Origin of the sequence: Affinundibacterium flavidum (assembly GCF_014284175.1) — a bacterium.
Lineage (GTDB): Bacteria > Pseudomonadota > Gammaproteobacteria > Burkholderiales > Burkholderiaceae_D > Undibacterium > Undibacterium flavidum.
Genome location: NZ_JACOGA010000006.1, coordinates 1 through 12,248, shown reverse-complemented (window position 1 = coordinate 12,248; position 12,248 = coordinate 1). Strand labels below are relative to the sequence as shown.

The window sequence follows — 12,248 nt, the reverse complement described above, 5'->3', positions numbered from 1 at the left end:
GCTCAGGAGGATTTACTAACAAATTTTTATGACCAGCGTATGTCTTGTCGCGCGATTGGAACAGATTTTCCAATTCATGAATCCGTCATATTTGCTTCCTATACTCGCCGCACCAGATGCTTAGATCGGCACGATCGCACTGATGTTATACGAAGCGCTAGCACGGCTGTGTTCAGCGCATTTTGTTAATCGTTTTGGAATCGTAACTATGTCAAATGAAATTCACGCAGGGCGTCGCCAGGCTCTTAAATTCTTAGCGGGCGCACCATTGCTGCCTTTGGGTTCACTTTCTGTGGCTTCGATGTTGACAGGCTGCGGTGGTAGCACGACGGCAGCTGAAGTCGTGGCAACGCCAGTACCGACTTTTGTCTCTGCAGTATTTAGCGGCATGCCAGCACCAAGTTTGGCGAATGCAGCGGCAATGGCAACGACCACTGTGGGCTCTAGTTTGAAAGTGACGATGAGCGATAAGAGTGAAAAAGATTACAAACTCGCGTATCAAACTTTCTTCATCACCGGTGATATGGTCGATGATGGCAAAGGCGGAAAAATTTTGGCAGGCGGTTATTACGACATCACTAACAAGCCTATCCTCGATACGTCTGTCCCTGGTAAAGAACGTCAATTCTTTTCAGATTCACCCGATGGTACTTCTTTGTTAGCACTTGCAAATCCTACTGTCAGCGGTATCAAAGGCAAAGCCGTATTCGCGGTAGTGCAGTTTGAATACACCACTCGCGATCAGGCATTGGCCGATCGTTATGGTCAATTGCCATCGCCAATCGCGGTGTTGACTTTGGATCAGGACCAAACAACAGGCAAGCTCAGTCTGGTGAAATATCATAATGTCGATACATCTGCCGCGCACGGCTTGTGGATAACTTGTGGTTCTAGCCTGTCACCATGGGGTACGCATTTATCCTCAGAAGAATATGAGCCAGATGCACCGTTTGTTTCTACGGATGCGCAATTCAAAGCCTTTAGCAAAAACACTTTCGGCGATGAAAATAAAGCTAATCCTTATCATTATGGACATCTGCCAGAAGTTACCGTCAATCCTGACGGCACTGGCAGCATCAAAAAGCATTATTGTTTAGGCCGTATTTCGCACGAGTTGGTGCAAGTGATGCCGGATAATCGCACGGTCTTGATGGGCGATGATGCGACGAATAGTGGCTTGTTTATGTTTGTTGCTGACGCAGAAAAAGATTTGTCCGCCGGTACTTTGTATGTAGCAAAAATCGGTGCAGGTTTTTCGATCGATCCCGCTGCTGCTGGTGCTAAATTGACCTGGATTAACCTCGGTCACGCGACTAGCGCAGAGATCGAAACCATGGCGAATACGCTGAAACCAGCCGACATCATGACAGTGTCTAAAACTGATCCAGCCGATGCAAGTTACACCAAGATTTGGACAGGCGGCAAAGCGAACTGGATTAAAGTCAAACCAGGCATGGAAAAAGCCGCTGCTTTCTTGGAAACGCATCGTTATGCCTATCTGGCTGGCGGCAGCATGGGCTTTACTAAGATGGAAGGCACAACAGTCAATATCAAAGATAAGATCGCTTATTCTGCATTACAAAACATCGTCGATTCTATGGTGAAAGATAATGCTAAAGGTTGGAACGCGCAAAGCGGTATCGCTTTAGACAAAGCCTTAGTAGCCGGCGGCGTGATGGCGCACACGATGAGCGGCGGTCAAAGCGATACAGCAGGTGCGGTGATTAAATCTGAATGGGTGCCGAATCAGACTAAGGCTTTGTTAGTCGGTGAAGATATTGCTGCTGACGCTTTAGGTAATTTGGCTAATCCAGACAAAATCGGCAATCCAGATAATTTGAAATTCTCAGAAAAACTGCGCACTTTGTTTATCGGTGAGGATAGTGGCTACCATGTGAACAATTTCTTGTGGGCATATAACGTTGATACTAAAGTTTTATCACGCTTGATGTCTATGCCTTCTGGCGGTGAAGCGACGGGATTGCATGTGGTCGATGATTTGAATGGCTGGACTTACATCATGAGTAATTTCCAACATCCGGGTGACTGGAGCTCTTCTTTACATGGCAAAGTACAGGCAACCTTAGATCCATTGGTGCGTGCGAATTACAAAGATCGTTTCGGTGCTGCGGTTGGCTATTTGACTGCGGATGTGAGTGCGGTGAAATTAGGTAATGTGAAATAAGTATTAATTAGTACAAAACGCGATGCGCAGCTTGTGCATCGCGTTTTTTTACGTCATCAAGTTAGCGAATTAGAGTAGCAAACTAAGCCAGCAAAAACTGATGCAGCAAACCAAGCACGGCACTACCTGCCAACACTAAGATGACATTCAGTTTTAGACGGAACAATGCAAATGCTGCGACTAAGGCAATTCCAGCCGTGAAGTAATCAAGTTGCGCATTCAAACCTTGCGGCCAGACCACATGTATGACGAAGAACAGGGCAAGATTGACAAGCACACCCACGACGGCGGCCGTGATTGCCGTTAAGGCTGGCGTTAAATGTACATTGTGGTGACTACTTTCTATCAAGGGGCCGCCCGCTAAGATAAAAATAAATGAAGGTAAAAAAGTAAACCAACTCACCAAAATCGCTGCGAATGCGCCCGCGAGAAACACTTGCTCAGGGCCAAATAAGGCTTGCACATAAGCTGTCACAAAACCGACAAAACTCAACACCATAATCAAAGGTCCCGGTGTACTTTCGCCCAAAGCCAGACCATCGATCATTTGTGCGGGTGTTAGCCAGCGATATTGTTCGACTGCTGCTTGCATCACATACGGCAAGACTGCATAAGCGCCGCCAAAAGTCATCAACGCCGCTTTGCTGAAAAACCATGCCATCTGCGTATAACTATGTTGCCAGCCAAAAATCGCATACAGGCCAAACATAGGAATCAACCACAACAAAAAACCGATGAATAACACGCGACTAAATTTCCACCACGAAAAACGCGCATGGTCTGGACTTGGAGTCGTATCATCAATCACCGCTGCGCCGTAAGATGCACCGGATTTGGCATGCGAAGATTTTGCATGAAAGTGTTGCGGTAAAAAACGTCCACCTATATAGCCGCACACTGCAGCGCTCAAAATGATCAGCGGAAACGGCAGATGCAAAGCAAATAGTGCGACAAAAGCAGCGCCCGCGATTGCCCATAAGCTGGCATTTTTTAGTGTGCGTGAACCGATTCTGTGTGCGGCATGAATCACAATCGCGGTGACTGCGGGTTTAATACCATAAAAAATTCCGGCGACGATTGGTAAAGAACCGAAGGCGATATACAACCAGGACAAGGCAATGAGCAAGAATAAAGAAGGCAATACAAACAAGGCGCCAGCAATCACGCCGCCGCGTGTACCATGCAAAAGCCAACCCAGATAAGTCGCTAATTGCTGTGCCTCGGGGCCGGGTAACAACATGCAATAGTTCAAAGCATGCAAAAAGCGTTTTTCAGAAATCCAGCGACGTTGCTCGACTAATTCTTGATGCATAATCGCAATTTGCCCCGCTGGACCGCCGAAGCTGATGCAGCCTAGTTTCAGCCAAAATTGACAAGCCTGACGAAAACTAGGTGTTGGCGGTGCGATATCGAGTGGCGTGGTTTGCATGGCGGAATCAAAAAAGACGAATAAAAGACGTATAAAAGACCAATGAAAGGCGAATAAATAGCAATACCGTTCAGTTAAGCTAAATGCGCGGTATCGTCATTCCCGCGAAGGCGGGAATCCAGTGGCGTAAAAGCCTGAAGACACTAGATCACTGCTTATGCAGAGATGACACATGAATGCTTGAGCTTGGCTACACGACGGTATTGGTAACGGCCGGATAAGTATTGTAATTCGCAGCACTTAGATCAGTTTGGCTTGGTTTAGCTTTATTTTTTATATCGATAGATGCAAAGTGACAGGAGAATAAGATGGGAAAAGGTCGTTTTGAAGCATTTAGTGATGGTGTGATTGCTATCATCATCACCATCATGGTGTTGGAGCTTAAAGTGCCGCATGGCGAAAGTGTCGCGGCTTTGCTGCCTTTGTTGCCAGTATTTCTCAGCTACATTTTGAGTTTTGTCTACATCGGTATTTATTGGAACAACCATCACCACATGCTACATGCCACACATAAAATCAGTGCGGGTAATCTGTGGGCGAATCTGCATTTGTTGTTCTGGCTGTCGCTAGTGCCGTTTGCTACCGGCTGGATGGGGGAGAATCATTTTTCGGCGGGGCCGACCGCCTTGTATGGCGTAATTTTGTTTATGGCCGCGCTGGCGTATTGGATGTTGCAATACAGCCTGATTTGTTCTGCGGGCGACAGCTCCTTATTGAAGAAAGCGGTGGGTGGTGATCTCAAGGGAAAACTGTCGTTGTTGTTATATGCGTTTGCGGTATTGCTGGCGTTTTACTTGCCTTTGCTATCCCAGCTGATTTATGTGGCAGTGGCCTTGATGTGGTTAGTCCCAGATCGTCGGATTGAGTCCGTTTTAAAACAGGAGAATTAAGATGTCTTCAACAATCAGAAATAGAATGCGCTCTTCTTTGAGCGCGGTGTTAAGTGTGAGCTTCGTTGCACTGACTTCTCTCGCTTTGCAAGCGTGCCAACGGCCTGATAGCGCTGCTTCAGCTACCGTAGTCGCTGCAAGTAGCAACGCGACTTCTACCTATCTTGATAGTAGTCAACGCGATGATCGCTTGTCGGGTGGCGTGAAGATAATCAAGATCACGACGCCGAAAGGTGAATTCAAAGTTTGGACTAAGCGCGTAGGGAATAACCCTAAAATCAAGCTCTTACTATTGCATGGCGGTCCGGGCATGACGCACGAATATTTTGAAGTGTTCGACAGCTATTTGCCTAAAGCCGAAGTGGAATATTACTATTACGATCAACTCGGTTCACATTTCAGTGATCAACCGCAAGATCCTAGTCTGATTGACTTACCGCGCTATGTGGAAGAAGTCGAACAAGTGCGCAAGGCCTTGGGTTTAGATGCATCGAATTTCTATTTGCTAGGACATTCCTGGGGTGGTATTTTAGCGATGGAATACGCTTTGAAATACCAGCAAAATTTGAAAGGCTTAATCATTTCCAATATGGTGGATAGCATTCCAGCCTATAACGATTACGCGAAAAAAGTCTTAATGCCAGCGATGGATCAAGCAGTACTGAAAGAAGCGCAAGCTTTGGAAACCGCGGGCAAATATGAGGATCCGCGTTACATGGAACTCTTAATCCCACATCACTACGAAAAACATGTATTGCGAATGCCGCAGGCGAGCTGGCCAGATCCGGTGAATCGTTCGTTTAAACATGTGAATCCGGCGATTTATGTATCGATGCAAGGGCCGAGTGAATTGGGCGCCAGCGGCAAATTGATCAACTGGGATCGCAGTGCTGACTTAAGTAAGATTACCGTACCCACGCTCACCATAGGCGGCCAGCATGACACGATGGATCCGGCGTATATGGCCGCGATGGCAAGCAAGGTGAAACGTGGTCGTAGTTTGACTTGTCCGAATGGTAGTCACATGTCTATGTATGATGACAGTGAACATTATTTCCCGGGCTTGGTACAGTTTATTCAGGATGTGGATAGCGCCAAGTTTTGAGTTTGGTCGATAAAAAGGACGGTGTGCGCTTAAACGCTGTTCAGTTAAATCACAAACGATGATTATCGCCGTCGCGCACCATTTAGGTAATGTGATATTCCCTCTCCCGCAAGCGGGAGAGGGTTAGGGTGAGGGCAGTTCAGAAACCGTATCGCAGTTTTAAGGTAGACGTAAAGAAGAGACGGCAGTTTTAAATTTCTAATGATTGTAGGTCACGTCTGCACCCCCCTCATCCCCCGCCGGCGAGAGAAAGGAGATTGGAAGCTGACTTGAAAGGAATGACGGTTTGCTCTGCCTTTCTTTGTTTGGCGATTTATTGCCCTTGTATCCCTAACTTAGTCGCTACCGTGATCACATCTTGTGCTTCAATTTTGGCAGTTAGTCCACGATAGTTTGCATCTGCGATTTGCCAAGTGTAGCTGCTGACCGTCGTGCCATTGGTGTTGACTTCAGTTTTAAACTTACAGGCCGAGAAGGTGCCAGCAGGAACAGTCACCGACTCTATGCCCAGAAAGGTCAGCTTGTCAGTAACAATTTGATCTGGCAAGGTCTGTGGGAATGGACTACCTACGGCATTTTCTGTGACGGTGTAGGTTTGCGTATAGCTTTCATTCGCGGACATAGTGAATGGGGTGCGTTTTGGAGGTGTCATCGTAGCGACTACAGTGTAGTTGCCATAACCTTGGTCTATGGCGACTCTAGTGCCATAGACCAAGGACTCGTCATCGTAGACATTGAGATATGATTTGATCTGCGTGGTCGTCCCTACGCCTAAGCCAGTCAGAATGACAGTGTCAGTCAACAGCTCTTGTGCATTGATACCGTTGAAGCTGGTACTACCGTTCGGTTTGTAAGTTACTGCATAGTTTGTGGTATGTTTTAAAGTTGTGAGGCTAGACGACATTTCTGTATTGTAGGTGACGCCAAGTTTGATCAAATTCTTGTTGTAGCAATCTTTGGATGAACCTGTACCACTGCCCGCACCATTTGGCGTATAACTGGCACCTGAATTGAAAGTCAGATCGAGTAGATTAATCGCTGCTTTGGCTGTCGCGATATTAGTTGCCGTAATTTTTGAGACAATGGCGACGGTTTTTTCTATGGAATCTTGTGGCGTGTTGTAATTCAATCCTTGCTCAATCGCAAAAAAAGTCCCAACACTGACTTTATTATCGAGTAATTGCGGTACCCAGCCCCACGTCGCATCACCAGCAAAAGTATGGGCAGAATTGAGCATGGTCGCAACCAGATTACCTTTGGTTGAAGTGCCGGAGGCAAGTTGCCCTGCCCAATAATTTATATCTGAGTCTGGCGGCACTGTCGTACCAGTTCGGCCTAAGACGTTTTTGTAGATAATCCGCACAAAATCCGCATTCGACATACTGCTGGAATAACCGGTCACATTTGAATACTCAATCGCTGCTGCGTAAAAGCTATTGGATAAAGTATCGACTGTCATGCCGTTCTTAATTTGATCTATCCAGTAAGCCATACCATCAGCATCGGGTACCCGATTAAAGAAGGCGATATAGAGTTCTATCAAGGTCTTCAGATTGGCGGCGGCGATCGTTTTTGCTTTTTCACCTATACCCAGATTGACCGTCATATCGCTAAATTTCAAGAGCGCAGTCGCGGTAACATTCACGCTGCCACCTGAGCCCACGTTGTCCTTCACGACAAAGCCAGTTGCAGTGCGCGTGATGCTGTAATTATTTCTGACACCAGCGAAGCTGACTGTCTCGGCGGGAGCAGCTGGCGAGCCGCTAAAGACGCCTAAGCCGATTGCTTTGGGTGGCGGTGTTTGCTGGGTTGGTTCGCCACCGCAGGCGACTAAAGAGGCGGCAATCAGACTGCAGATTAAGGCATTGTGACGCAATTGAAAGACTTTGCTCATCTTGAAACCTTTCTGAATATGTAAAAATTTCGTTAACGTCTATCCTGAATTTTCCACTGGGGTCGATCAATATCAGCTAACCACAACCTGTGGTGGGACCAAAAAAAAGATCACTTAAATATTTATGCGGGATCGACGAAAAAAGAGCTCAGATATCGAAAAATTCTTGATTTCTATTCAGCACATGTTCCAAGTTCTCTTTTCAGCCAGGCAAATCCAATGCATGTCGTACGCGCCCACACAGTTCTTGTGGTGAGCGTGCAATGATGTCTTCGGGGATTGCAAATTTTTTGCTTAGCCGCTGAAAATTTTCAAAACCATACGACACCACGATGGGAATCATGCCCGCACTCAGTGTCGCTTCGTAATCTTTATGCTCATCCCCACAAGCATAGGCGCGTGCTGGGTTGATTTCAAATTGTTTGCGCGCTGATTTAAAAAAATCTGCTTTGCTGGCACGGATAGGCACATGGGCGAAGTAATCAAATTCCGCCAGATCAATGTCATGTCGGGCAAATAGTTTTTCCATCGTGATTTGCGGTTCGCGACTCACGTTGCGTGTCACCAAGCCTACCCGAATATGCTCTTGTGCCATCAATTGCTTAATTAAATCAGCTAAACCTTCGTAAAGTCGGGCTTCTTCGCGATACACCTCAGTCAAAGTTGTGAGTACTTGTTGCCGGCTCTTTTTTCCTAATTGTTTCTTAATATTGACAGGAAACTCCTTGATCCCGCCTAAATATTTGAAAAATTTGTGACGTTTTTGAAAATTCTCAAGCTCACCAATCGCCATTCCATGATGTGCAAAGGTATTTTCTATCGCCCCAAAAGCATCAATAATGGTGCCATCAGCGTCGAAAATGATCAGTTTTTCTTGATTCGGGTACATTCGACTTCCTTCAGCTAATTAACTCAGTCTCTCCAGCTTAGTGCTAATAATTGACAGGCAGATGACAAATAGCAGTCACTTAGCATAAGTCTGGTCTTGAATCGGCTAGACTAGGGTCTGTTAACATTCAAATTGGGAGTGCGAATGCGGAAAAACGGGCACAGGGCTAGGCGTCAAGGCGCGCCGCAGTGCGAGCACTGTAAGCGACTTGCAACAACGCCATGTGCCCGTTTTACCCAGTCCCGAAGGGTTCAAGCCGAAACGCGCGATGGACAGCGTTGTAGCTCTTGCCGAGGCACCAGCCTCGGCGGCGAACTACGCCTTGCCATCCCACCTTTTGGCTTGAACGCATCTCCCAATTTGAATGTTAACAGACCCTAATGAACGCCAACTTTGCCTAAAGAAATTTTTACTTAAGTGAGTAATCAGTAATGAGTAGCGAAACCCCATTTCCGCAGCGCCACACCCAGCGATTCTTGTTACGACAAATTCGACAAGAAGACCGTGCCCAAGTTTATGCAGCATTGTCCGATCCTCGCGTGATCGCCCATTATGGGATCGCCTATGACAGCGAAGAAGGGACGCAAGAGCAAATTGACTGGTATCGACAAATGGAGCAAAACCAAACGGGGTGCTGGTGGGCGATTTGCTCGCCGCAAGCACCAACGCAGATACTTGGTACTTGCGGAATATACGAGATCGACACTTATAACAGTAATGCGGACATCGGTTATTGGCTGCTCCCCGAACATTGGGGCTTGGGCATCATGCATGAATGTTTGCTCAGCGTGCTGCGGTTTGCTTTTGATGAACTGCAATTGCATAGATTGGAAGCGGAGATAGAACCAGCGAATATCGCCAGTGCCAAACTAGTACAAAAACTGGGGTTTGAGTGGGAAGGACGCCGACGTGAAGTGGCACGTCGCGAGGATGCATTTCTGGATTTAAACTATTACGCTTTGATAGCACCTAAGGCTGATGCAACTTGAGTTAGATGTTGGCTGAGTATTCTTGTGGCGTTTATGTATTAGATGAGACTTTGGTAGCTCAGTAGCAGGTGATAAAGAGGACGTCCAATTGGCGTCAAAAATAAATGGAGTACGGTAGGGTGCGCCGTGCGCACCGAAGCCGCTATGTGTGTGGTGCGCACGGCGCACCTTATGCAATGAAGCTCAAGTCCGCGCAATTTTGCGCAAGCCCTAAATGATTGTCATGATGATTAAAAATATGTCCGTTCTTTCTACACATACTGGCAGTGCTGCACTTACCTGGTGGATGACTGGTCTGTCCGGTGCTGGTAAGAGTACCTTAGCCCAAGCCTGGGCACAGCAATTGCGGCAGTTAAATCACCCCGTTTGCATTTTGGATGGAGATGAACTGCGTAGCGGTCTTTCACAAGATTTGGGTTTTTCCCCCGAAGACCGGGAAGAACAGATGCGACGCGTTGCTGAAATTGCAAAGATTCTTAATCAAAGTGGGATCTGTTGTATCGTTGCACTCATTTCGCCGACTTTGCATGGTCGTAACAAAGCGCGCGAGATTATTGGTGCAGCGCGTATGCGTGAAGTTTATCTATCGACCCCTCTGGAAATTTGCCAACAGCGCGATGTTAAAGGCCTGTATCAGCAGGCGCGGCAGCAACCGGGTTTGCAATTAACTGGTGTGCGCGCACCCTATCAGGCACCCATCAATCCCGACTTCAGCATCGATACCAGCGTGCTGACACTGGAGCAAGCGTTGGCGCAATTAATGACTTCCCTGCCTTGATGTGGCTTTGATCTGGTGTTGAAGTTACTATGATCTTGACTAGATACCGCTTAATTTTTGCCGCAATGCGCAACAAATCTTCCTCCTCTGCCAGCGACAAATTGGTCTCATCGCGGGCATTTCTAGTTTAGAATGCACCGTCGTTGAAAATCCCTGTATTTTTTGTAAATCATTGATATAGATTCTCTCGTCCAGCAATGGGAAAAGACTAGGGGCGAAAATCGGGAAATACAACGGGTCAATAAGTGTTTTTTAGTGTTCTTGGGTGTTTTGGAGGTGCTTCTCAAGTGCTTCCAAAGACCTTAAATAAATTTTAATAAATCTAAAATACGTTGTACATAATATAAACAGGAGAAAATTGCATGAGTGGTGCTGCAATCACACCGGGTCAAGAGACCCCTATTCCAGAATTTAAGCAAATCATGGGGCATCCTGCTCCACTCTGGATGCTATTTATGTCCGAATTCTGGGAGCGCTTTGCGTTTTACGGTATTCGCTGGGCTTTGGTTTTATATGTCGTCGAGCAATTCTATAATGGCGCAGCAACCGGGCAGGCAGCAGCCAGTGCAACTTATGGTTCTTACCTGGCCTTAGTGTATGCCGGCGCTTTATTCGGTGGTTATGTTGCAGATCGTGTGATTGGCTATCAACGCTCAATCTTGCTAGGCGCGGTATTCATGTCGGCCGGGCTGTTTATGATTTCCATTCCTAGTTTAGATGTCTTTAACTTAGGTTTAGCGACGATTATTGTTGGTAACGGGATGTTCAAACCCAACATTTCTACGATGGTCGGTAAGTTGTATACCGCGGCTGACCCACGCCGTGATTCTGGTTTTACCATTTTCTACATGGGCATTAATATCGGCGGCTTCTTAGCACCGATCTTCACGCAGTTATTAGCGCAAAAAGTTTTCAATACTAGCGATACGCCAGCTTACAAAGTCGTCTTTATTGCGGCTGGTATCGGTATGATTATTAGCTTGATCTGGTTTGCGATTGGCCGTAAGACTTTGCAAGGTATCGGCGCACCAGCACCTGAAGCACAATCGCCGACACGCGTGGTCTACGTGGCAATCGGTGCTTTGGCGACGATTCCTTTGGTGTATTTCTTATTGCGTTTAGGTGCAGATACGATCCAATGGATTTTGGGCGGTATGTTCCTCGCTCTGTCGGTCTTGTTGTTGGTAGAAGGCTTTAAGAACGGTAAAGTCGCACGCGACAAAGTCATCGCGATGCTGATGATCTTTACTTTTAATATTTTATTCTGGTGTTTCTTTGAGCAGGCAGGTAGCTCATTTACTTTCCTCGCAGATAAAATTGTTGATCGTCAAATGGGTGGTTTTGAATTTCCAAATGCTTGGTTCCAAAGTGTAAACTCTTTAGCGATTATTGCTTTTGCACCTGTGGTTGCCGCGGTGTGGGTAATGCTTGGCCGTCGTAATATGAACCCATCTATCCCACGCAAATTTGGTTTGGGTTTGATCGGCAATGGATTGGCATTTGGTTTGTTGATGTACGCTTTGACGTTCTTGGTCGATGATAAGAGCAAGATCCCGTTCTGGACTTTGTTTATGGTTTACGTCATTCAGTCTATCGGTGAATTGTGCTTGTCCCCTATCGGCTTGTCGATGGTGACTAAATTGGCACCAACCCGTTTGGTAGGTTTTGGTATGGGTGGCTGGTTCTTGTCTACCGGTATCGGCAATAATCTTTCCGGTATTTTCGCTAGCCATGTTAGTGGTGATAGCGGGATGTCAGTTGCCTCAGCTTTGAGTGGTTACACTTTCGGTTTCTACTCTTTGTTAGGCGCGGGTATCGTATTGTTCCTGATCGCACCATTGATGCAAAAATTGATGCATGGCGTGAAGTAATTAGGGCAGCAAAAGTCCTGTTATCAGAACAGCTGCCTTATCAATCGCAGCTGTCCTTGTACAACCCTTACAAAAAAAGCGAACTGAATTGATGAACTGACCCCAAAAAGTTGGACAGTTTGTTAGTTAGGCATTCAAGGGCTGATTTCTGTATTGCACAGGACTCAGCCCTTTTAGTTTAAGTTTGATTCGGTCTTGATTATAGTAGCGAATGTATT

10 protein-coding genes are annotated in these 12,248 nt (G+C 46.5%); 6 read left to right on the top strand and 4 right to left on the bottom strand.

Features of this window, described 5'->3' with window-relative positions:
• Positions 1–208: 208 nt before the first annotated feature.
• Positions 209–2,185: a PhoX family protein gene (locus H8K55_RS07405; RefSeq protein ID WP_186941448.1), complete on the top strand. Its 1,977-nt coding sequence runs from the start codon at positions 209–211 to the stop codon at positions 2,183–2,185.
• An 82-nt stretch (positions 2,186–2,267) separates the two neighbouring features.
• Here the strand turns inward: H8K55_RS07405 and chrA are convergent, their stop codons facing one another.
• On the bottom strand, positions 2,268–3,614 hold the full coding sequence (gene chrA / locus H8K55_RS07400; protein WP_186941447.1) for a chromate efflux transporter: 1,347 nt from the start codon (positions 3,612–3,614) through the stop codon (positions 2,268–2,270).
• Positions 3,615–3,922: 308 nt separating this feature from the next.
• On the opposite strand from chrA, the gene H8K55_RS07395 reads away from it, so the two are divergent.
• The gene (locus tag H8K55_RS07395; RefSeq protein ID WP_186941446.1) at positions 3,923–4,504 is read left to right on the top strand and encodes a TMEM175 family protein; all 582 of its coding nucleotides are present in this window, start codon (positions 3,923–3,925) and stop codon (positions 4,502–4,504) included.
• A gap of 1 nt (position 4,505) precedes the next feature.
• The gene (locus tag H8K55_RS07390; RefSeq protein WP_222612393.1) at positions 4,506–5,609 is read left to right on the top strand and encodes a proline iminopeptidase-family hydrolase; all 1,104 of its coding nucleotides are present in this window, start codon (positions 4,506–4,508) and stop codon (positions 5,607–5,609) included.
• A gap of 313 nt (positions 5,610–5,922) precedes the next feature.
• Here the strand turns inward: H8K55_RS07390 and H8K55_RS07385 are convergent, their stop codons facing one another.
• Positions 5,923–7,503, bottom strand: a complete 1,581-nt coding sequence (locus H8K55_RS07385) for a DUF4214 domain-containing protein (protein ID WP_186941445.1) — start codon at positions 7,501–7,503, stop codon at positions 5,923–5,925.
• A 202-nt stretch (positions 7,504–7,705) separates the two neighbouring features.
• Positions 7,706–8,392 carry an HAD family hydrolase gene (locus H8K55_RS07380; protein WP_186941444.1) on the bottom strand — a complete coding sequence of 229 codons (687 nt, stop codon included), beginning with the start codon at positions 8,390–8,392 and terminating at the stop codon, positions 7,706–7,708.
• A gap of 431 nt (positions 8,393–8,823) precedes the next feature.
• On the opposite strand from H8K55_RS07380, the gene H8K55_RS07375 reads away from it, so the two are divergent.
• The 3 genes from H8K55_RS07375 (at position 8,824) to H8K55_RS07365 (ending at position 12,030) form a co-directional block, all read left to right on the top strand.
• A complete protein-coding gene (locus H8K55_RS07375; RefSeq protein ID WP_186941443.1) occupies positions 8,824–9,381 on the top strand; it encodes a GNAT family N-acetyltransferase in 558 nt (185 codons plus the stop codon).
• Positions 9,382–9,619: 238 nt separating this feature from the next.
• On the top strand, positions 9,620–10,159 hold the full coding sequence (gene cysC / locus H8K55_RS07370; protein WP_186941442.1) for an adenylyl-sulfate kinase: 540 nt from the start codon (positions 9,620–9,622) through the stop codon (positions 10,157–10,159).
• Between the two features lie 362 nt (positions 10,160–10,521).
• Positions 10,522–12,030, top strand: a complete 1,509-nt coding sequence (locus H8K55_RS07365; protein ID WP_186941441.1) for a peptide MFS transporter — start codon at positions 10,522–10,524, stop codon at positions 12,028–12,030.
• A 126-nt stretch (positions 12,031–12,156) separates the two neighbouring features.
• On the opposite strand, the gene H8K55_RS07360 is transcribed toward H8K55_RS07365, so the two are convergent.
• Positions 12,157–12,248 (bottom strand): IS3 family transposase (locus H8K55_RS07360; RefSeq protein ID WP_186940314.1); only part of this gene is annotated, 92 nt, incomplete at its 5' end.

What these genes read in the sequence shown, in the direction of transcription:
- H8K55_RS07405 (WP_186941448.1), top strand. Translation starts at nt 209, where the DNA reads ATGTCAAATGAAATTCACGCAGGGCGTCGCCAGGCTCTTAAATTCTTA.
- H8K55_RS07390 (WP_222612393.1), top strand. Translation starts at nt 4,506, where the DNA reads ATGTCTTCAACAATCAGAAATAGAATGCGCTCTTCTTTGAGCGCGGTG.
- cysC (WP_186941442.1), top strand. Translation starts at nt 9,620, where the DNA reads ATGTCCGTTCTTTCTACACATACTGGCAGTGCTGCACTTACCTGGTGG.
- H8K55_RS07380 (WP_186941444.1), bottom strand. Translation starts at nt 8,392, where the DNA reads ATGTACCCGAATCAAGAAAAACTGATCATTTTCGACGCTGATGGCACC.
- H8K55_RS07395 (WP_186941446.1), top strand. Translation starts at nt 3,923, where the DNA reads ATGGGAAAAGGTCGTTTTGAAGCATTTAGTGATGGTGTGATTGCTATC.
- H8K55_RS07385 (WP_186941445.1), bottom strand. Translation starts at nt 7,503, where the DNA reads ATGAGCAAAGTCTTTCAATTGCGTCACAATGCCTTAATCTGCAGTCTG.
- H8K55_RS07365 (WP_186941441.1), top strand. Translation starts at nt 10,522, where the DNA reads ATGAGTGGTGCTGCAATCACACCGGGTCAAGAGACCCCTATTCCAGAA.
- H8K55_RS07375 (WP_186941443.1), top strand. Translation starts at nt 8,824, where the DNA reads ATGAGTAGCGAAACCCCATTTCCGCAGCGCCACACCCAGCGATTCTTG.
- chrA (WP_186941447.1), bottom strand. Translation starts at nt 3,614, where the DNA reads ATGCAAACCACGCCACTCGATATCGCACCGCCAACACCTAGTTTTCGT.